We start from the raw sequence: 20,890 nt of genomic DNA, 5'->3' as shown, positions 1-20,890 counted from the left end.
GGATTGATCGACTGGGGCGGTTCGCTTGGGAAGGATTGAGGGGAGCCGCGAGACGTCGACTCCCCTCTTCTCTATCGGGTTGTCCGTGGACTCAGGATGAAGGCTCAAGGGTGAGGCGAATGCGTTCCGTGAATTGCCCCGGACCAACGGGCCGCATCTTGAGCCAGCGAGCATCGGGATCGCCGGCAACTTTTGGGTCGGATGTGGCCTGCGCCTCCGCGGCCTTCAGGGTCGCTCGAGTCTTGCCGATCGTCCAGGACGATTCTCCCTTCGGTGGATGTTCGAACAGCGCAGGCGTGAATCCTTCGGGAACACCGGTCACAGTGACCTGACGCTCCCACCCACCAGACAAGGGTACGATGAGTTCACGAACCACGACATTCGAATCGTTCGGCCCGTGGAGGGTGTAAGAAAATGAGACGTTCGCAGCTTCGAAGTTGACCTCTTGGAGGCTGCCGAATCGCTCGCGCACCTCGGTCGGGAGGACGACGAGATGGTCGGCTCCGACGAAGCCGATCGGCGGTTGCCGGTTGGGGGCCACCCAGATCGATTCTCCATCGGGGTGCCATTCCCAGAGCCGGCCCGACTTGGTCCGCGCGAGAAAACCACCGTGCCACCAGGAAAGCCAGGTCAGGCGATCGGCATCGAAGAGCAGCGAGTGATCGTTCTTGAGGCCGATTGCGAGTGCGCGGGGGATGTATTTGGTCTGAGGGGCCTCGGGCAGGAGTACCATATCGCGCACGACCAGGGCACGGTCGCCGTCTCGCTTGAGGACTTCACGGGAACCGGAAGAGGCGACATCGGCGAGCGAGCCGCTGGCGAGCAGCCGCCAGATTTGGTTGAGCTGGTCGTCGAGTGTCCCTGGGATACTTTCGATCGGCTTGGCGAATTGGGGCATGGGGGTGCCGGCGATGATCCGTTGCGGGTTGCCGATCCAGCGATGAAAGTAGCGATCGGACATCCGACGATGGGCGAGTGCCAGGTCGGGGCCAAGGGTTTCGGGCTCGCCACCGGGCGGGATCCGGCCAGACAAGACGTGGCAGGAGATGCAACCGAATCCGCGCTGACCGATCAGTTGTGTGGCCACCTCGGTGGCGGGAGCGTCGAGTCGAGCGACCTGGTTCGGAGGATCGGGCTCGCTCCGCATTCGGTCATGAACCTGGAGGAAGGCGACAATGGCGTCAGCCTCCCCGGGGTCGAAAGTGAACGTAGGCATCCGGACCGAGAGCCAGGGGCGGGCGGTGGGCGCGGTGGATCGGACCGATTTCGCGAGGTACTCGGGGCGAAGCTTGTCACCGACGGCCGTCAAGTTGGGGGGAGTGAGCGTCCCCTTGAGGCCACCGAGTTCGGGGTCTTCCGCCAGGTGGGAGGCGATCCGCCCGCCGAGTTCCTCGCCCCCGCGCCCATCGCGAGCGTGGCAGCCCAGGCAGTTGAGGCGCCGGATCGAATCGTCGGTAAGGGTCTGCCGACTGATGGGTGCGGGCCTGCGCGGGAGTCCCGCGATGAATGTGCGGAGCGCCTGTCTCTGTTCCTCGGACAGGGCAAAATGGGGTACGAGTGGACCGTTCGGTTCCAATGCGAGGCAACCGGCGTCCGATTTTGAATCGGCTGTGAGCGGGAAGTCGGCGTGCTTCGGCTTCAAGCCCGGAATCGTGTGGCAAGAAACACAGCGAGCGGACTCGACAATTCGGAGGCCGCGAGCGGCAACGCCTTTACTACCGGGTTGTTCGGGCCGGGGCAGGGGGGCGTGGTCGCTGGTCCCGAGGTAGGCCGCCAGGTGAGCCGCCTCGTCGACCGTCAGGCGGAGTTCGTGGCGATGCTTCACGGCAGTCTTGTTGGCCCGGGCCCGGGCAGGGCCGAGGAACGCGGTGAGCCATTCCACGGACCGCTTCCGGGGAAGGTCGGACAGATCGGGCGCGGCCGGCTCGTTCGCCGGGGTCTCTCCCTTGGTATGGCACCCGAGGCAGCCAATCGACCGGAAGAGAAGTTGTCCCCGGCTCTGGGTGGCGACGTTGAGCGCCATGCTCGCTTCCGGCGTGACGGAAACCGATTTCGGAGCGACGCTCACCAAGTAGGCCCGGATGTCGGCCGTCTCGGCCGCCGAGAATCCATGTCCGAACGACGGCATCCGGCTGCCAGGGCGAAGCGAGCTCGGGTTGCGGAGCCAGGTGTCGAGCCAGGAAGCGTCAATCGCTCGGCCCGCGTCGTTCAGCGGTGGTCCTTGGTTCGGGTGGACTGGCAGGTCAAGAAGCTTGTGGCAGTTGGCGCAGCCGATTCGATCCGCGAGTCTCCGCCCTTCCTCAAACCGGTCGGGTTCCACTCGTTTGCTGGAATCGTGGTAGAAAAGGCGCGCGGGGACCGGCTCACGACCGAACCCTGGGCCTTCCCAGTCGATCGCCACATATGCATCCCCCTGGTGGTGGCGATATTCCAGGATGATCGGCGAGAAGCCCGCTGGTAAGTCAACGGACTCGGCTTTCATCGTCTCGCCAGAACCGTTCAAGGCCACCCGCCCGGCGACTTTCAGGTTGATCTCGCCATCGCTTCGCGCATGGAAACGATGAACTCCAGGGGCCTGGATCAGGATCAACCCTTCCCAGCGGCCGACGAAATCCGTCGTGGGGATTCGAGGGTCGGGCGACGCGGAACCCCAATGAGCGTTGAGATCGAAGAGGATCTGATTGACCGCTGGCTTGGGAGCGTTCGCGGACGAGAACGACGCCACCAGACCGGGTCGCTCCGTCTCGAGCTCATCGTCCTGGTAGGCTGCCAGCGAGTGAGATGTCGGCAACAGACTCAGGCAGGCAGCGAGGAGGAGAAGGCAGCGTCGAAAGCAATTCAAAGGCATCGGGCGAGGTCTCTCGGAAGGCGCATTGCGGCCGGCTTTTTGCTCACGAGCAGAGCAAGTTTACGGGCCATCGCGACGATCCGCAAGGAACCGCCAAGAGCCGAAGCCCTCCCCATTCGGGAAGGACTCCGGCTCTCGGGAGTTCGATGTTCGGGGCGATGAGCTTAGGTTGCGATCAGCGAGCACCAGGTTGGGCCGCGGCCGGTGCACCTGAGTTGGTTGTCGTGGAACCCGCGAAGAGCGGGGCATTGATCGTCTTGACCGATCGGGCTGCGAAGCTGTACTGGAGGACCGAGTTCACGACCGTCTGGAACGGTGCGGCAATTCGGTCGATGAAGATCGTGGCACGGACGATCGGGTCGCGATAGACCATGAGCCGGTCGCCAGGCATGAGCTGATAGTTGGTCGTCGGGTCCCCCGCGCTGACGATCGCGGCGAGGTTGACCGGAAGAACTTGCTGGCAGCAGGCTCCTGGAGGGGCCGGTCGGACGAGTCGGATATTTTGGGGAGCGGCGGTCGCGATCAGACCTCCCGCATAATTGATGGCGTCGAGCACAGTCTCGTTGCCCGTGATCGGCATTCGACCGGGCGCGGCGACGTCGCCCTGGACGTAGTAGACTTTGCTGTTGTAGGCCGTGATATCGACGAAGACCCGATCCGAATCCTTGGGATCGACGGGGACCTGCTTGTCGTCATCAGGATCCTCGGGATCGCCCGGGTCAAGTCTCCAAAGACCGAGATAGTCGTCGGAGACGTACTGGCGAAGGTGGAGGACGATCTTTTCCTTGATCTCGACCGTCGTCAGGCCGGCGACGTAGACCTCGCCATAGAAGCCGAGGGAGATCTTGCCGTCCGGCTTGACCAGACGTTCGCCGGAGATCGGTCGTCCGGGGAGGGCTTCAAGGACTTCGACCAGCAGGAGGTCGGGGGGTTCCACGACGTACTCCGGCATGGAGACCTTGGTGAATTCCACCGGAATATTGCTGCTTGCAATTTTTTCTTCCGGTGTTTTAACCGTCTGACAGCCGCACGACGCAAGGACGGCTAACGCCATTAACCAGCCGATTCGTCGGTGTCCGATCGCATTGAGACCCATAAGAGACTCCCTTCCCATCGCCCCAGGACCCGCTGAAGACGACCGACAACATGCCGGCCGCGACCCTGCCATCGCAGCCCAGCATTCGCGGGCCAGGGTCCGTTGCCATCCCGACATCGATTCGAGAGTAGCCGACTTGCGTTCCTGCATCGTCGACCTTGACATGACTAAAGATCGGCAATGAACACACCAACCTTCAGGCGGAAATTCATTCTTCTCCGTTAACGACCGTTCGAGCGGTTATATCGGGACGCGCGATTGAAGTAGCGACCCGCTCCCACCGCAGGTTGATAGCCTCGATTAAAGAACTGGGACGCGCTCGCACCCGGTCGATCCGTCATGCGCCGATCGTCGGCAACCGGTGGGGGGGCAACCGACTTCGCGGGGCGAGGGTCGGGCCGTGACCCACTCAACCTGCCGGAACCAATTCCACCGGTCTGTTGCTGGGCCGCGAAGAGATAGACGGCCGCGTTGCCCTGCAGCGGTTGCTGGGTCATGTAGGGGTTCAGAAACGGGTTGGTGTAAGGATTCGCGTAGGGGTTGGCATACATCGCCGCATAAGGCGAGGCTCCGGCCCCGGTTCCCTGGGCCTGCGCCAGTCGTGGCGTTGCACTGCAGCCCAGTGCTAGTATGGACACTACCGCCAATCGTTGCCCGAAATGCCCCATGATCCACCTCCTCGGCGAACTGATTCTCAAATCTGCCGCGAGGCTCCGCCCGCGGACCATGCTGACTATCCCATCGGCCAGCCTGGCCGCGCTGGTTGATCCTTTAACCAATTCTGTTGACTTCGCCTCGAAACGCCTCTCAGTTACGTTGGGATCACAGCCAAAAGTGATTAATCGTTCAAGCGATGCTGAAACGAGTGCCCGATTGGCGGAGGGGCTGCGGCCGACGAATCGGTCAGAGGTCGTACGCCGAGAGTCTTCCGGCCGGCCCGGGCGTTTGCCACTTTTGGGAAGAGCCGAGGATTCGCAAGTTACCTGCATAAACCCTACAAGCCTATTTTTCGTTAATTGTGTCAAATGCGGAGTTTGTGCAAACTCTCTATTTTCTCTTCAGCGATTTGTGAGAACGGTCCGATCGAAGGAGAGACTGTCCCGCAGTGAGGAGTGCTTAACGAAATGGATTCGTGGCATTCCGAGCGCAAACCGCAACCCGCGAGGCGAGGATGCTGACAAAATCATGGAGGCGACTACGGTCGCCAGCGGCGTGGGCGTTCTTGTTGATTATGGGTGCACCGATGCTCGCCGAGGCGCAGCAGGGGGGATTGTTCCCGCTTGCTCCGATCAAACGCCAGCGGGTTCCGTGCAACCAGGAGAATCCGGTCTACGGCTTGTACCGCCACGAGTATTTCGGTTATCACCCGACCTGCTGGCGGAAGTTTCCGGCGGGCTGGGGTTGCCCGTCGCCCGAGGCGCCCGATGCGGCGGCCAGTTTCCAGAAGCGACCGCGCGATCCGGCGATGCCGTTGACGCCGGATGACTTCGGGGGGCCGGGCCGAGATCGAGAACCGATGGAAGGGGATGAACTCGAGGGACCGGCGGCGCCGGAAGGCCCCGATTTGCCCCCGCTTCCTCAAGGTGGTGTCCGCAGGCCGTTCCAGACCGACGAGAATCCACCGAACGGCGCTCCCGCCCCGCGGCAGGCCCCTCCGGCGGGTCCCGGCAACAATCCTCTGGATTTGCTGCCTCCTCCCGCCGACGCGCCGGCGGATCGGCCGTCCAACGCTCCGTCGCCCGATCTGCCTCCGACGACCGAATCCACCGAACTGCCCGCTGGGGCGGGGCCGGTCGAATCGCCCCTTCTCGCTCTGCCCGACCCCGCGGCGCGTGCCTCCTCGTTCAACGCCCAGGGAACGCTTGCGCCGCCCAATCCCGCAATTGGCCCGGGCGCCTCGTCCCTCTCACAGCCCGCTCCGCGGCAGGCACCTCGCCGCACCAGCTTGCTGGGAAGCCTCTTCGGTGGCGCGAATCGGACCCGCCGTTGATCTGACCGGTTCCCCTCGTTTGAATTTTGTTGGAATCCCAACCATCCGCGAGACGCTCCCGACCGGGACGTTTCGCGGATGGTCGTTTCGCCGTGGCGAAGTCCTGGTTTTCCGCCTCACCCCGGTCAGGCGCGGTGAGAGGGCATGCAAAGTCACGAACGAAATGTCACAATCAGAGTGGGGTCAAGGACGAATAGCGCTATCGACGTACCGTCCTCCCTCGGTTCGCTGACACCCCAAAGGATCCGTACCGCATGCGCACGGCCCGTTGGCTCGCTCCTCTCGTGTTGGCGGCGATCGCGCTGGGCGCGGCGGCCTGGCTTTTCACGTCGGTCGGTGAAATGCATGATCGACTGGCGAAGCATTCGACCGGGCTGGCGCTCGTTTTCCTCGGAATCGCCGGTCTGCTGGCGGCGATCGCGGGCCTGTCCGCGGCCCGGCTCTGCTGGAAATTGGGCCGTCCCGAGGCCCCTCCGGCGAAGGCGCCGGAAGACGTGGTCCGCGCGGCCGAACTTCAGGCCGAGAAAGCGGAAGGGGTCATCAGCCAGGTTCGTGACGATCTGGCCAAGGCACGGCTCCAGGGTGAACTTTCCGAACTCCGCTCCGATCGCCAACGCCGGACCTTCCACGTTGTCGTCTTCGGGACCGGATCGGCGGGCAAAACGTCGCTCATCAACGCGCTTCTCGGTCAGCACGTCGGCAAGACCGAGCCTGTCATGGGGACGACTCGACGGGGTGAAGTCTTCACCCACACCGTCGAAGGGGTTGAGGGGACGGTCACATTGACGGACACCCCGGGCCTCTCCGAGATCGGTGCAGGGGGAGCGGCTCGCGAGGCCGAAGCACGTGATCTGGCCGCGCGGGCCGATCTGCTCCTGTTCGTAGTCGATCACGACCTGGTCCGTTCCGAGTATGAGCCGATGACGGCGCTCGCCCGACAGGGCAAGCGATCGATCGTGGCCCTGAACAAGCAGGACCGGCTCATGGAGGCCGACCGAGACGCCATTCTCGACAAACTGCGCGACCGATTGTCCGGAATCGTCGCCGCTGAGGACATCGTGGCGATATCCGCGTCGCCCCGACCCACTCCGGTGAGGATCAAGAACGCCGATGGCACGGTGCAGACGGTGCTCGAGATCGAGGAACCGGATATCGCCCCCCTTCAGGAGCGAATCGCCGCGGTCCTCGGCCGAGAGGGTGATTCGCTTCGCGCGGGCAACCTACTACTGAGGGCGCACCTTCTCAGCCAGAAGGCCAAGTCGCAGGTCGGTCGAGAACGCGACCAGAACGCTCAGGCCGTGATCGACAAGTTCCAGTGGGTCACGGCGGGGGCGGTCTTCGCCAACCCGATCCCGGCCCTCGACCTGATGGCCGCCGGTGCGGTCCAGTTCCAGATGATCTCCGAACTGGCCGCGGTCTACGGGGTCGAGATCTCCAGCTCCCACGTCAAGATGATTGGTTCGCAGATGGTTCAGATGGTCTTGAAGCTGGGGCTTGTCGAGGCCTCGACGTCGTTGATTGCGGGCCTGTTCAAATCGTCGCTGGTCGGCTATGCGGCGGGTGGTGCCGTGCAGGCGGTCTCGATGGCCTACCTGTCGCATATCTCGGGGCACGCCTTCGCCGAATACTTTTCGAAGGGACAGTCGTGGGGCGATGGCGGCATGCAGGCCGCATTGATCCGCCAATTCGACCTCAACAGTCGCACCGAGTTTCTCCAGGAGTTCGCCAAGCAGGCACTCGACCGCGTTGTGAATCGAGCAACGAAAGGAGCGAAGCAACCCGCGGGCAAAGACTCGTAGTGTGAGTCCGCTTCGGGCAATCTGAGTCCCAGGGGATGTCACCAACGAGCCGGTGTTTGGTCTGACAATGCGAGACGAGGCGCGTCGTTGCACGAATATCGGGATGTGGTCATCGGTTTTATGTGGGAAATGTTGGGCGATTCGCGAAGGTGAGGTTGAGTGTCTTCAGGGTTTGCCGAGCCTTCTCAATGCAAAGGGTGGAGTTCGATGCGAGGAACTCCGTTTCCTCAGAGTTGAGGGTGGCGATCCCTGGATTTTGGCTCCTTTTTGAGAGAGGCTGAGCCCCACGGCGGAAAGGCGAGCGCGGCAACCATGGGATTATTTCCCAACGAACATGAGACGATCGAGGGGGTCGGCCGGGCGCTGCGCTCGGGGCGGCGGTCGTGCGTCGAGGTTCTCGAACAGTGTCTTGACCGGATCGCGGAATGGGAACCGCGGATCAAGGCGTGGGTGACAGTGGATCGCGTCGGCGCGCTGGAGCAGGCTCGGGTCCTCGACGAAGAGTTGCAGGCCGGGCGATGTCGGGGGGCGCTTCACGGGATTCCGATCGGCGTCAAAGACATTATCGATGTGGCTGGAATGCCCACGGCGGCGGGTTTCCGTCCCTGGTCAGGGAAGCTCGCCACGAACGACGCCGGACTCGTCGCCAGCCTGCGGACGGCGGGGGCGGTAATTCTCGGGAAGACGGTGACGACCCAATTCGCCTGGATTGATCCGCCCGTCACGCGCAACCCATGGAACCTCGAACGGACGCCGGGGGGCTCGTCGAGTGGCTCGGCGGCTGCGGTCGCCTGTGGCATGTGCTTAGGCGCGCTCGGCACGCAGACGGGGGGCTCGATTATCCGCCCGGCATCGTTCTGTGGGGTCGCCGGTCTCAAGCCCACGTTCACCGGACCGATGGACGGGATCGTACCTTTCTCTTACCACCTCGATCACCCTGGTCCGATCGCGCGGAGCGTGCGCGACCTCGGTCTGATCTTCATGGAGTTCTTCCGCCTGGAAGAAGCCGTGACTCCTCCGTTGTCAAGCTGCGAGGAGGTGGAGACGCTTCTCGCCAAGACGTTTGCCCCGCTTTCCCGGCCTCCGCGGCTCGGTCGACTTCGCGGCGCCTTCGAGAATCGCGCCGATCCGGTGGTGCGCGCGGCCTTCGAGCGGACGATCGACGCACTGGCCGAAGCCGGGGCGGAGGTCACCGATTTGCCGGATCTCTTCGATTTCGGAGAGGTGAGCCGCGAACATCGCGTGATCATGGCGGCGGAAGGGGCAGCGGGTCATGCCCGTCGGTTTGCCCGCGATCCTGATGCCTACAATCCGATGATCCGGGCCTTGATCGAAGAGGGGAACGCCCTCGCGGCGACCACGTACATCGACGCGAGGCGGCACCAGGAGGAACTGCGCGCGAGCTTGTTTACACGCGCCGATGGGTTCGATGCGCTGGTGACACCGGCGACGACCTCCCCCGCGCCCGATTCGACGACCACCGGCGACCCGGCGCTCAATGCGCCCTGGAGCTTCACCGGATCGCCCACCCTCTCATTTCCGATCGCCCTTTCGCCCGACGGGATGCCACTGGCGTTGCAACTCGTCGAGCCACGTCTCCTTCGGGAATGCGACCTGTTCGAGACGGCTCAGTGGTGCGAGGATGTCGTCCGTCGTGCTTTCCGTCAAAGGGGGAACTGAGTGATGTCGACCCTCGATCCACCCACTGGCGACGATGCTACGTTCCCTCAAGAAGACCCGGAGCTCGCCTTGATCCTCGAAGAGCTTGACGACAGCCGGAAAGACGAGATCGTCGAGAAAGCGCGCGAGAGCCTTGAGGAAACACTGAAGGGGATGAAGCTGACCCCCGCCGAGGAGCGTGCACTCGGCGACGAGTTGCGTCAGCTCCGTGAACTCGGCCAGAAGCTCGACGAAAACACGGTCGAGATCGCGGCCTTCGGCATGGTCAGTCGTGGAAAATCGTCGGTTCTCAATGCCTTGCTGGGGCATGAGGTGTTCAAAGTCGGCACTACGCACGGGACGACGGTAGCCCGGACCTCACAGCGCTGGGAGCATTCGGCAACGGCCGAGCACCCCGGGCTCGAAGGTGCTCGGCTCGTCCTGGTGGATACGCCGGGAATCGACGAGGTGGGCGGCGAGGTCCGTGAAACGCTTGCGAGGGACGTGGCGCGGCACGCCGACCTGATCCTGTTCGTCGTCTCCAGCGACATGCAACGCTGTGAGATTGAGGCCCTGTCCCAGCTCCGTCAGGCACAGAAGCCGATCATCCTGGTGTTCAACCAGATTGACCGCTACCCCGAGACTGATCGCGACCAAATCTACGACAAGATCAAAGATGAGCGGATCCGGAACCTGATCCGCCCCGAAGACGTGGTCATGACCGCGGCCCGGCCCGATCCGTTCAAGGTGAAACTCCAACTCCCCGACGGCACGTCGACCGTTCAGTGGGAGCGTCCCGCCCCGGTGATCGAACCGCTCAAGCTCCGGATCCTTGACGTCCTGGAACGCGAGGGCAAAGCGCTCGTCGCTCTCAATACTCTCTTGCTCGCGGGCGATCTCCATGAAGAGATCGTGGCGCACAAGCTCCGGATCCGTGACGACGCGGCGAACCGCTTGATCTGGAACTTTGCCCTGACCAAGGGAGCGGCGGTCGCGCTCAACCCGATCCCGATCGCCGATATGGCAGGGGGGCTCGCGGTCGACGTGGGGATGATCGTCGCCTTGAGCAAGGTCTACGGTATCCCCCTGACCAGGAAAACCGCGACCAGTCTGGTCAAGGACATGATGATCGCCCTCGGCGCTTTGGGAGCGGTCGAAATCGTCACCAGGCTTGTGGCCGGCGGCGTCAAATCCTCACTGGCCGGGCTAACGCTCTTTAGCGGCTTCCTGGCGACTCCGCTGACCGCGCTCGGCTACGGGGCCATCGGGCTGGCCCAAGGTGCTACCGCCTCCACGACCTCTTATGTCCTTGGCCATGGTGCGAAGCAATACCTCAAGCAAGGGTGCCAGTGGGGCCCGCGCGGGATCAAGACTGTCATCCACCAGATTCTGGCCGAAGCCAAGACCGACTCGGTCATCGACCGGCTCCGCGACGACCTGAAGCGGCGAGTCATGGGATGATGGAAACCGTCGCGGCACGTTGGAAGATCGTCGTGTTCGGAATGGTCATCGCGATCGCCGTGGGCGGAGTGGTGGCCTTGATGGCGATTCAGACGCGCCCCGTCCGCGAGGCCGTGGCCACCTACACCGCCCTTTTTACCGCGGCCAATCGCCAAGACGTCGAGGGGGCGCGACGTCTCTGCTCAAAACGCTATTTGCGGACTCACCTCATGAGGCCTGCGGATGAAGGGGGAATCGTGGGTCTCCCCCGTAACATTCACAAGAATTTCCAGGCCTGGCGGCAAGGGGCGAACATCTGGGTTTGCCCGACCAACCGTGTCGGTCCCGTTTACCAATTCGTCCACGAGCAAGGTGCCTGGCGGTTTGACGGTCCGGTGGGGCTACTTCGAGGGCGTCGTGAATTCATTCCGTTGCCCGACTTGACCGATGAGGACGCATCAACCACGGACGACTTTCCAACGAGCATGGCACAACCTGACTAAATCTGTTTGCACCTCGGTTGCGTTCCCCTGGGGCCGCGGTCCCAGGAAATTAAGATAGTGGGGATGGGGCGCTTACCCCCATTTGATGATCTTCCGGAAGGCTGGCTCTCAGCCTTCCAAAATCGCTCTCACCGTTGCACCCGTCCTTACACTCATCCTGTTTCAGGTCCACCGGTTCCTCGTAGCCGTTGTGATCGCTCCACCCGCACCCTAAATCACATGTCTAGTTTTGCTCCTGGGAAAGAATCAGAGGGAATACTAAAGTCGGCGGGAAAAAAGATCGATAACTGATCTGGTACTTCATGCCCACTCCTAGTAAAAGGGGCCAACCGCGGTGAACGCGATCCCCTCCGTTCTCGGAACAGACCTGGCCGGAGGCCGGGGGCTGACAAAGCGCAGGGATGTCGCGATAACTACGGCACCGGTGGATGACCCGCGAAGCTCGCGGGATTTGTCCGTCGGGACGCGGTCCGCCAAGATGGCGTTCCGTGGGGTCCTCGACGCGAGGTCCACCCAAGGAAGGGTCGGGGTCAGTCCCTGGCACGTCTCTCACCCACGCACACTACATCATCTTCTATTGGTTGGTCGGTCCGCTTCGGCGGACGCGATGCGTCGCCGTCTCGTGGCATCAAGCGTGCGCTTGGCCCGAGTCGCGCCGATGGGTCGTACCTCCCTCTCGCATCGAACGATTCCGACATCGGTGAGTGTCCCTCCTCGCTCCGTGACGCGAGACACCGACCTTGAACGGTCTCACCCGGCCCGCCCCCCGGTGCCCGGCGTTTGGCCATCTTGGCGGAAAGGAGTCCGTGCGGCATGACCATCGCTGCCTTGCTGATCGCCCTCATCACCACGCCGAATCTCGACGAGACTCGCTCGCCGATCCTGCTTGACTTCCAGGCCTCCTGGTGCTCGCCCTGCCAGCAGATGCGGCCGGCCATCCAGCAATTGATCGATAACGGCTATCCAGTCAAAGAAATCGATATCGATAAATCTCCCGAACTCGCCACGAAGTATCGAGTCGCCAAGGTCCCTACATTCCTTGTGATCGATGCCGACGGACGGGAACTGAGCCGAACCGAGGGGGTGCAGCCGGCCGGAAAACTGGCTTCGCTTTACCTCAAGGCGAAAGCTCAGGCGACTCCTCCCAGCGACGACGGCGTGGGACGGCAGGTCGAACAAGTCCGCGAGGACTCTCAGGATCGCGCTTCCGCTGATCCCGATGAGCGGAGTCAGGCGTTTTCCAACAACCCCGAACCCTGGAAAACGGTCGTCCGGATCAAGGTCCAAGGAAATGGGTCGATCGGCTTCGGCTCGGGCACGATCATTCACAGCACCGCGGAAGAGTCGATTATCCTGACCTGTGCCCATATCTTTAAAGTCGAGGGGCGAGCGCCGACGACTCCCGCGAACTTCCGCCTGCCGGTGACCGTTGACCTATTCGACGGCGTTCTCCACAGCAAACTGGAGCCGCGAGTCCACTACGTCGAGACCGTCAAGGCTGAGACGATGGACTACGACTTTGATCGCGACGTCGGCCTCATCCGGATCAGGCCGGGGCGTCGGCTGCCGGCGTCAAGAGTCGTTCCACCGTCGTGGAGCGCACGGCCTCAGATGAAAATGTTTACCGTGGGCTGCTCCGAGGGAAACGATGCGACGGCCTGGAGCACCACTGTCATCAAATCAGGGGTGACGCTGTTCAAGAACTCGGTCTATGAAGCGATCGAGTGCAATTATGCTCCAAAGCAAGGACGTTCGGGAGGGGGGCTTTATACGGAGCAGGGTTATCTCGCGGGGGTTTGCGACTTTGCCGAGCCTCAGGGGAAGCGTGGTTTCTATGCGACGCCCCGCTCGATCTACAACATCCTCAACCGAAACAATCTGATGGCCCTCTACATGCCCGCCAAGCAGCCAGGCGGGGCGCTTTTGGCTTCCAATCCACCGAACCGGCGGGGTGCTCGCCCCCCCTCGATTGCTCGGGCACAGTCGCCTGACCCCGACGATTCGGGTAAGGTCATGATGCCCCCTCCCGAACTGCTCGGCATCAGCGCCCCCGTGGTTGCCCAGACCGAGAACCAAAAAGGCGGGGCCAAGAAATCCTGGCGTTCCATCCCCGGACAAGGAGCCAGACGACAGGTCGAGGTCCTCGACTCGACAGAGAGCACCGACCTCAAAATGGCTCCCGACGTGAACAACGACACGTTCCAGGACACGTCGTCCGATCCGGTCACGGCCTTCGTCCCCGAGACCAGGAATTCCTCGGAATCGCGGATCAAAGGGAAATGGCAGGCCGTTCGGTCCGCCACCGTACCGATGCTCTCTGACGCGGCCAGTCGTTGATCGCGTCAGCTCCGCCGGAGACGCCGATCCTGTCGGCGTCGAACCTTCTTCTGCCTATTTGTAAATATTCAGGACGGGCTCCCAGCCGGCGGGGGGCCCGCCGAGCATGAGTCGTTCACACCTGGGGAGATAGAGCCGACTTGGCTCGTCTCCGCCAGGCCTTTGCGAATCGGTCAGCAAGAAGAGATCTCGAGCTAGATCGAAGTCGTTTCGCTCGAATGCATCGAGCGCACGATGGAACGTATTGAGGAAGCTCAGCTCCTCCCCCTCCTCGGTGTCGAACGCTTCATAAACGTTCACGGGAACGGACTTGCCGGCGACTCGGATTCGGCCCCACCGGCGCCAGCAAATGTCGGGTTGGTCGGCGCAGAGCCGTTGGGTGTGTTCGCAGAACAGGTTCTTCGTCCCGCACTGGTCGCTCGCCGGCTCGAGCCGAGCCGCCAGGTTCACGGCGTCCCCCAGGATCGTATACGAGAGCCGGGCGCTCGTGCCAAAGGCGCCAATCAGGCAATCGTTACCGGACGCTCCGCCGATTTTCACGCGGTGGAAATAAGGATCGCTGAGCTCAGCCAGCGCGCGGGTGCTCGCCAGGGCGGCGCGGACCGAGCGGTACGCATGATCGGCCGGATTGCCACTCACGAGCGGTCCGCCCCGAAAGCTCATGACCGCATCGCCGATGAACTTGTCGATGATCATGTCGTACTTGACGAGTTCGCTGACCAGGCGATCCATGGCCGCCTCCAGGTGGGCCGAGAGGCGGTCGGGGTCATGCGCCAGGCCCTCGCACGTCTTAGTGAACCCGGCGAAATCCATGAAGAGGATCGTCGCCGGCATCCGGCTCTTCTGCGTATACGATTGTGGCTCGACCAGAAACCGTTCGGACACTTGTTTGGGGAGGGCCAGATTGAGGAGTCCACGGAGTTGCGTCTGCGTGACGTCGAGTTGATGGTAAGCGATAATGTACATAAGAAATAACATTGATGTCATCATGCCGAGGATCACGAAGAATTCGACCTCATCGGACCGTTCTTCCACGGCTTCCATATTGAAGTAGGCCGTCGTGCGCTGACCATCGACCAGGATTTTCCGGCTGAAGAATTGAACGTCTTTCCCTGGTCGCTCGAGCGTTCCGCCGAGTACTTTCAAGGTGGCCGGGCTCACGTTTCCTTTCACCTCGGAATCGATCCGGCTGATGAAGTCGTTCTCCATTTGCTTGCGGGACAATACGATGAAAACTAAAACCGTGACGGTCATTCCGATCAGGCCGATATTCATCGAGTGATGAACGGATTTTTCTTTTTTGCTCGCCGAGGAGTCCTTGACGAACTGATCGAAGGCCGGGATCGAGCGGAGGGCCCGGAGGATTCGCAAACCACGCAGGATCCGGAGAATTCGGAACCCGCGAACGAACCGAACGGCTCGGATTGGTTTCACGCCGGTGGCGATCGCATCGATCAAGGGCAGACAACTGATGAGGTCGATCAGGAACCAGGGAGTCTGGACGTAGGACATGCCGTAGACCCGGAGCTTCAGCAGCAGGTCGCCGACGAAGACGCTGTCAATGAGCAGGGACATGCCGAGCCAGGCCGTCCGCCACTCTCCGAGACCTCTCAGTAGGTCGAAGAGATAGACGATGATGGTGAGGATGGCCAGGGCGAGCAGGGGCTTGTCCATCGCATCGATCAAACGCTCCCCTCGACTAGGTCCTGGATTTTCCTGAGTCATCGGTCGGCGGATGTCCGGCGATAAGATTGGCTTTGGCACTGGAAACCTCGAGACGAATCGGATTGACGCCGGGTGCAAAATCAAAGCCGGCAGCGGTTGCCGGCGGAGAAATCGCGTGAGACCCCCGGAGCTGAGCTGTCCGCTTCAATTGACAGGTTAGTCAGGGTCGCTACAATTGTCGCTTCAAGCGTGGTGGCGGTCGAGATGCCGCCGCGCGCCAACTCAATCGCTCCGTGAGCGAACGACGTTGGCCTCGCATTCCGCCGGCGGCTCCATGGAGGATATCGTTGATGGCCCGCGTTCGCCGCCTCGCTCTCCTGGTGCTTCTCGTAATGATGCTTGGCGGTTTGCTCCCGTCAGGATCGCAGGGCCAGCCGCAGCCGACCGTCCGCGTGGAATCGAGCGTCCCCGAGCCGACGACGCCCAAGGCAGAGGTCCCGCAAGCCAAGGCGAAGTCCGCGGCCGCCTCGAAGACTTCGGGGATTGGCCGAGGAAGCATGCTCGGCTTTTTCTCGCGTTCCAACCCAATGCTCTGGCTCCTCGGGCTCTGCTCGATCGTCACCCTTGGGTTCACGCTGGAACGAATGGTGGCGCTTCGTCGCGAACGCGTGATTCCTCGTGACTTCGTCAATCGCTTCCTCGAGCGGCTCTCTGGTGGCAAGCTCGACCGCGACCGCGCTGCCGAACTATGTCGGGCGAATGATAGCGCGGTGGCTCGTGTTTTCGCGATGGTCATCAATTCGTGGGGTCAGCCCGCGGCGACGATCCGCCAAGCTCTCGGCTTCGACGCCGCGGGGGAGGTTTCGGACCTGAAGCGAAACGTGCGGGTGCTCAATGGCACGGCCACGCTCGCCCCGTTGCTCGGCTTGCTCGGGACGGTCGTCGGCATGATCCAGTCGTTTGATGCCCTCGGGGGCCGGGTCGGACCCGCAAAAGGGGAGGCCTTGGCTCAGGGCATCAGCCTCGCGCTGGTGGCCACGGCGCTCGGTCTGGCGATCGCGATCGTCTCGATCACGGCGTATTACTATCTACTCAATCGGGTCGACTTGCTGGTTCGCGAACTCGACGACAATGCGCGTAAGGTGATCGACCTGGTCTGTGCCGAGTCACTCCGGCCAGCCACCGATCGGCGCGCCCCGCTCACACCGCCCGGCGGCGACCTGTCGCGTCACGAGTCGCGTGCTCATTGATTTCAGGGATTGAGCCGTGAGCCGCGCGAACGCACGGAATTCTCGTCCGATCGAACCCGATTCTAATCGACACGCGGAGGCACGCCCCCGATGCTCTCGGACCGCCTTCAGGCCGACGAGTTGCCCCATGTCAACATGACGCCCATGGTGGATGTCGTGCTCTGCTTGCTCATCTTTTTCATAGCGGCCACGCGGCTGTACGACTGGGACGAGAATGAGTTCGTCGTCAGTGTGCCGCAAGTTTCCGATGCCAGCCCGCTCACGGCCGCGCCCGACGACCTCATGCTGACCATCGTCCGTCCCGGATTCGTCGCCGTGGGCGACACCACTCACGACCTGCCGACCTTGGCCAAGATTCTCCAGCAATCCCGCGAAAACTATGAGGATCAAGGGGTCGTGATTCGTGGCGACGCCACTTTGAACTACCAGGATCTGGCCGACGTCCTCTCCGTTTGCGACGGCGCCGGAATTCATAATGTGCGGCTCCCTGTTCGACCTCGTGGGGAAGACATCCCAACGAACTGAGATCGCGGGCGCTGGATGCCATCACGCAAAGTCGCCGGACGTCACGCCGCCATGCGGTTGTGGACGCATTAAACACGACGACGTCCACGCCTGCGCCCGTCTGATTCTGGCTCAAACCATGGGGATTCACCCCGTGCCCTTCGTCCTTCGAGAGACGCCCGAATGGATTTTCTGCAGCAAGTGATTCACACGCTTTTACACCTCAGTCCCGACACAATGAATGAGTTGGCTCAGGTCATTGGGCACTGGCTTTATGTCGTTCTCTTCCTGATCGTCTTCGCCGAGACGGGCTTGGTGGCGACTCCCTTTCTGCCCGGCGATTCGTTGCTCTTCGCTGTCGGGGCGGTGGCGGCCAATTCCAACTCGCCGATCAGCCTGCCTTTAACGGCCGGCCTTTTGATCGTGGCCGCGATTCTCGGGGACGCCGTCAATTATGCGGTGGGGTATTACGTCGGCCCGAAAGTCTTTTCTCGCGAAAATTCCAGACTGCTCAACAAGAAGCATCTCGTCGAGGCGCAGCACTTCTATGAGCAGTATGGCGGCAAGACGATTATCCTGGCGCGTTTCGTGCCAATCGTCCGGACGTTCGCCCCATTCGTCGCCGGCATTGGGCGAATGAACTATGCGAAATTCGCGATCTTCAACGTCACCGGCGCCGTGTTCTGGGTGCTCTCGTTCCTGGTGAGCGGTTGGTGGTTCGGCGGCCGCGAAGTGGTTCAGAAGAATTTCAAGCTCGTGATCGCGGCGATCATCGTGATCTCGATTCTCCCCGCGGTGATCGAGGTGGCTCGAAATAAACTGCGCCGGGATAAGAGCGGGCGGGAAGGTTCGGATGAGTTGAGTTGAATTGAGTTGTTACGCCGCTGGGGGCGAAGTAGAGAGGAATAGGGCGAACCCTCGATCGGAATGGTCCGAAGGAAAGACTTACTTCGACTTCTGTTCGAGGGCCCGCTCCAAGTCGTCGAGCGGCATGGAATTGAGATTCCCACCGAGGAGAGCACTGAGTTGCAGGCCGACCAAGGCCTCGCTCGGGCTCTTACCATCCAGAACCATATTCAAGTAAGGTTCGGCACCCACGAGAACCGCTCGCGGCTTACCATGAACGGTAAGCACATACCTTACGGTTTCATTCTCGAGTTCGCGAAGTATACCGGGAAGGTTCTGGTGCAATTCCTACTGCCGATAATGCGTACCGGCGAATCGGGTAATTTGTCTACCATGAATCGCGGCCTCCACCCGGGAAGGGGCGTTTGCCCACGTGAGGCCCGTATCTAACCCCGCGATTGCGGAGGAAATCGATCGTGATGATCGAAGAGCCGACACGAACCAAGAAAAAACGGCAGGTTTAAGAAAAACCTGCCGAAGCGAGTGGAGGATAGGGGACTTGAACCCCTGACCTCTTGCATGCCATGCAAGCGCTCTCCCAACTGAGCTAATCCCCCGCTTTTCTTTCTTTTTCTTTCTTTTCTTGTCGGTGTCTCGCACTGACGGAGGTTAATTTACCAGGGCATGGGGCCCCTGTCAACAATCTGGTACGACAATGTCTCGGTTTTGGTCTCTTTCCTTGGAACTGACATGAAAAGGCGGGCAATGCGCAACGAGACGACCCCAAATTTTGTCCTTACTAACGATGACGGCTGGGATGCGCCCGGGCTCGTAGCGCTTCGCGAGGCGGCATTGCCGTTGGGGGCGTGCCGTGTCGTCGCCCCGAGCGGACCTTACTCCGGCTGTGGGCACCGGGTCACCACCCACGAGCCGATCGCGGTTCGCGTTGGGCCTGCCGGGGAGCAGATCGTCGACGGAACGCCCGCCGATTGCGTCCGGCTGGCGCTCCACCACTTGGCTTCGGACGTCACCTGGTTTCTCTCGGGGATCAACTCGGGGGGGAACCTGGGCGCCGACGTCTATCATTCGGGTACCGTGGCCGCGGTCCGCGAAGGGGTGATTAACGGCTTGCCCGGGATCGCCATTTCCCAATACATCGCTCGAGGCCGTCCGCTGGATTGGCCTCGGGCTTCGCGCTGGACTGCGCAGGTGCTTCGGGTGCTCCTCAAGAGGCGGTGGGAGCCGGGAACGTATTGGAACGTCAACCTCCCGCACCCCGAGCCCGGGGGACCGGACCCTGCGATCGTCTTTTGTCCGCTCGATCCGTCGCCGTTACCGCTTCGGTATCAGGTCACGGGGAATGTCGCCACCTACTCGGGTGATTATCAGACGCGTGCACGCCGCCCGTCGAGTGACGTCGACGTCTGCTTCGGCGGCCGGATCTCGGTCACTTTGATCCGGTTGGATGGGGCACCTCACGAGGAGTCTGGCCATGGACTGGTGTTCGATGGCGGCGAGGGGTCATAATGACCAATAGAGAGTAATGCAGCCCGGTCGAGCGGGTGCGCGGATCATCACTCATTCTTATTCAGAGAAAACGGCGCCGATTCCGGCGTGGAGGCGTGTCGATGTTGACTTGGCGTTGGTTCACTCTGGGGATCGTCTGCCTGGCCGCCTGTGGTTGCGAGCCGCCAGCGGCGATCGTCTCTTCGGCTCCTCCGGGCACCGATCCCCTTCGTAAGTTGCCGGACTCGGAAAAGGAGAAGCCCGCGGAAGCGTTGGGAGAGCAGGTGGCCCCCTCTCGTTCCACTGCGAAGCCCGAAGCGAAACCAAAGGCGGCCACGGCCGCAGCCGCCCTGCCGACGGTCAAGGGAGAAACCAAGACGACGTCCGCCGGCGTGACATACGAAACCCTCACGGAAGGGACCGGGCCCGAGGCCAAATCGGGTCAGACGGTCTCGGTTCACTACACGGGTACTCTGGAGAACGGCAATAAGTTTGACAGTTCAAGGGACCGCGGCGAGCCGTTCAGCTTTACCCTCGGACGTGAGGAGGTGATCCGCGGTTGGGACGAGGGGATTCCCGGGATGAAAGTGGGTGAGCGGCGCAAGCTAACGATTCCCGCCAGCGCAGCCTATGGAAGCCAGGATAAGGGTTCGATTCCACCGAACTCGACCCTGATTTTCGACGTCGAGTTGCTCGGCATCAAATGATCGGCCCACCGTCACGATGGGCGTCGACCCGACTTCCGGTTTCTCAAGATCAGTAGTGCAACCCGTTGGCCCGAACGTGGACCAAGGGTTCGGCCTCGAGGTCGAGCAAGCCGCCGGCAATAATTCGGCCGAGGAAGACGCGATGGTCTTCTCCGCTAACCTGACCGGCGAGCTCGACATCAAGGTAGGCCATCGCAGAGGCCAGGACTGGACCGCCTTGCGCGTCGTCGCGAAGCGCAAGACCTTCGAATGCGTTGGCGTCAGGGTCGAAGCCGCGGCCGAAATGCCGGATCAGCCCCTTGCTTCCCTTGGCAAGCTGATTCAGGGTGAATCGGCCGCTCGCTTCGATCCAGTCGGCGACAAAGCGGTCACGTTTGACTGCGACGGTCAGCATAGGTGGCTCAAAGCCTGCTTGCTGGACCCAACTGGCAAGCATCCCCGTCGACTGGGTTCCGTGGCGGACGGTGAGAATGTAGAGCCCGCTGGCGATTCGGCCCAGCGCTTGGCTCAAACCAGTCCCTTCGGAACGAAGATGATCCGCCATAGTGATAGATCTCTTGGCGTTGAGTCGCGCCGGAAGGGTCCCCAAACGTGGGGAATCCTCAGGAAGCGACGAGGTACTTTGGATCCGAAAAAAGGGGGAGTGATCCCGAGGGATTGCCCCGGTCGCAGTCTTGAGCTAAGTTCGTTGAGACCACACGTCCGCGCGACGTTATTGATTCCGCGCTAACCTCGATTCG

At 62.0% G+C, this 20,890-nt stretch carries 17 protein-coding genes, 1 tRNA gene and 1 pseudogene; 11 read left to right on the top strand and 8 right to left on the bottom strand.

The window, feature by feature from the left end:
* Positions 1-91 precede the first annotated feature (91 nt).
* The 3 genes from V5E97_RS19775 to V5E97_RS19765 form a co-directional block, all read right to left on the bottom strand.
* On the bottom strand, positions 92-2,848 hold the full coding sequence (locus V5E97_RS19775) for a c-type cytochrome (RefSeq protein ID WP_406700999.1): 2,757 nt from the start codon (positions 2,846-2,848) through the stop codon (positions 92-94).
* A 175-nt stretch (positions 2,849-3,023) separates the two neighbouring features.
* Positions 3,024-3,944: a polysaccharide biosynthesis/export family protein gene (locus V5E97_RS19770; RefSeq protein ID WP_406700998.1), complete on the bottom strand. Its 921-nt coding sequence runs from the start codon at positions 3,942-3,944 to the stop codon at positions 3,024-3,026.
* A gap of 221 nt (positions 3,945-4,165) precedes the next feature.
* Positions 4,166-4,612, bottom strand: coding sequence for a hypothetical protein (locus V5E97_RS19765; RefSeq protein ID WP_406700997.1), 447 nt, complete (start codon positions 4,610-4,612; stop codon positions 4,166-4,168).
* 563 nt (positions 4,613-5,175) lie between these two features.
* Here V5E97_RS19765 and V5E97_RS19760 point away from each other — a divergent pair.
* The 6 genes from V5E97_RS19760 (at position 5,176) to V5E97_RS19735 (ending at position 13,672) form a co-directional block, all read left to right on the top strand.
* Complete coding sequence (locus V5E97_RS19760) at positions 5,176-5,934, top strand: hypothetical protein (RefSeq protein ID WP_406700996.1); 759 nt, start codon at positions 5,176-5,178, stop codon at positions 5,932-5,934.
* 254 nt (positions 5,935-6,188) lie between these two features.
* Complete coding sequence (locus tag V5E97_RS19755) at positions 6,189-7,733, top strand: YcjF family protein (protein WP_406700995.1); 1,545 nt, start codon at positions 6,189-6,191, stop codon at positions 7,731-7,733.
* Positions 7,734-8,045: 312 nt separating this feature from the next.
* Positions 8,046-9,413 (top strand): amidase, encoded by a 1,368-nt coding sequence (locus V5E97_RS19750; RefSeq protein ID WP_406700994.1) that lies wholly within the window; start codon positions 8,046-8,048, stop codon positions 9,411-9,413.
* Between the two features lie 3 nt (positions 9,414-9,416).
* Positions 9,417-10,853: a YcjF family protein gene (locus tag V5E97_RS19745; protein ID WP_406700993.1), complete on the top strand. Its 1,437-nt coding sequence runs from the start codon at positions 9,417-9,419 to the stop codon at positions 10,851-10,853.
* Entirely contained in the window at positions 10,850-11,335 is a 486-nt protein-coding gene (locus V5E97_RS19740) for a hypothetical protein (protein ID WP_406700992.1), read from the top strand. Before V5E97_RS19745 ends, V5E97_RS19740 begins: the two co-directional genes overlap by 4 nt.
* An 813-nt stretch (positions 11,336-12,148) precedes the next feature.
* Complete coding sequence (locus V5E97_RS19735) at positions 12,149-13,672, top strand: thioredoxin domain-containing protein (protein WP_406700991.1); 1,524 nt, start codon at positions 12,149-12,151, stop codon at positions 13,670-13,672.
* A gap of 54 nt (positions 13,673-13,726) precedes the next feature.
* Here V5E97_RS19735 and V5E97_RS19730 read toward each other — a convergent pair whose 3' ends face one another.
* A complete protein-coding gene (locus V5E97_RS19730) occupies positions 13,727-15,346 on the bottom strand; it encodes an adenylate/guanylate cyclase domain-containing protein (RefSeq protein ID WP_406700990.1) in 1,620 nt (539 codons plus the stop codon).
* Between the two features lie 341 nt (positions 15,347-15,687).
* Here V5E97_RS19730 and V5E97_RS19725 point away from each other — a divergent pair, with 341 nt between their 5' ends.
* From V5E97_RS19725 to V5E97_RS19715, 3 genes are all read left to right on the top strand, one after another.
* Complete coding sequence (locus tag V5E97_RS19725; RefSeq protein ID WP_406700989.1) at positions 15,688-16,587, top strand: MotA/TolQ/ExbB proton channel family protein; 900 nt, start codon at positions 15,688-15,690, stop codon at positions 16,585-16,587.
* A 90-nt stretch (positions 16,588-16,677) separates the two neighbouring features.
* Positions 16,678-17,112, top strand: coding sequence for an ExbD/TolR family protein (locus V5E97_RS19720; protein ID WP_406700988.1), 435 nt, complete (start codon positions 16,678-16,680; stop codon positions 17,110-17,112).
* A gap of 162 nt (positions 17,113-17,274) precedes the next feature.
* The gene (locus V5E97_RS19715; RefSeq protein WP_406700987.1) at positions 17,275-17,958 is read left to right on the top strand and encodes a DedA family protein; all 684 of its coding nucleotides are present in this window, start codon (positions 17,275-17,277) and stop codon (positions 17,956-17,958) included.
* A gap of 78 nt (positions 17,959-18,036) precedes the next feature.
* On the opposite strand, the gene V5E97_RS19710 is transcribed toward V5E97_RS19715, so the two are convergent.
* The 3 genes and pseudogenes from V5E97_RS19710 to V5E97_RS19700 form a co-directional block, all read right to left on the bottom strand.
* Positions 18,037-18,189 (bottom strand): hypothetical protein, encoded by a 153-nt coding sequence (locus tag V5E97_RS19710; protein WP_406701320.1) that lies wholly within the window; start codon positions 18,187-18,189, stop codon positions 18,037-18,039.
* A gap of 33 nt (positions 18,190-18,222) precedes the next feature.
* Positions 18,223-18,282, bottom strand: a pseudogene (locus V5E97_RS19705) (type II toxin-antitoxin system Phd/YefM family antitoxin); the annotation flags it as partial.
* Positions 18,283-18,481: 199 nt separating this feature from the next.
* A tRNA-Ala gene (locus V5E97_RS19700) sits at positions 18,482-18,554 on the bottom strand.
* Between the two features lie 133 nt (positions 18,555-18,687).
* Here V5E97_RS19700 and surE point away from each other — a divergent pair.
* Positions 18,688-19,464: a 5'/3'-nucleotidase SurE gene (gene surE / locus V5E97_RS19695; RefSeq protein WP_406700986.1), complete on the top strand. Its 777-nt coding sequence runs from the start codon at positions 18,688-18,690 to the stop codon at positions 19,462-19,464.
* A 101-nt stretch (positions 19,465-19,565) separates the two neighbouring features.
* On the top strand, positions 19,566-20,150 hold the full coding sequence (locus tag V5E97_RS19690; RefSeq protein ID WP_406700985.1) for an FKBP-type peptidyl-prolyl cis-trans isomerase: 585 nt from the start codon (positions 19,566-19,568) through the stop codon (positions 20,148-20,150).
* A gap of 49 nt (positions 20,151-20,199) precedes the next feature.
* Here V5E97_RS19690 and V5E97_RS19685 read toward each other — a convergent pair whose 3' ends face one another.
* A complete protein-coding gene (locus V5E97_RS19685; RefSeq protein ID WP_406700984.1) occupies positions 20,200-20,694 on the bottom strand; it encodes a flavin reductase family protein in 495 nt (164 codons plus the stop codon).
* Positions 20,695-20,890: the final 196 nt, after the last annotated feature.

Origin of the sequence: Singulisphaera photorubra, assembly GCF_045290345.1 — a bacterium.
GTDB lineage: Bacteria > Planctomycetota > Planctomycetia > Isosphaerales > Isosphaeraceae > Singulisphaera.
This window is presented reverse-complemented; position numbering and strand designations above follow the sequence as displayed.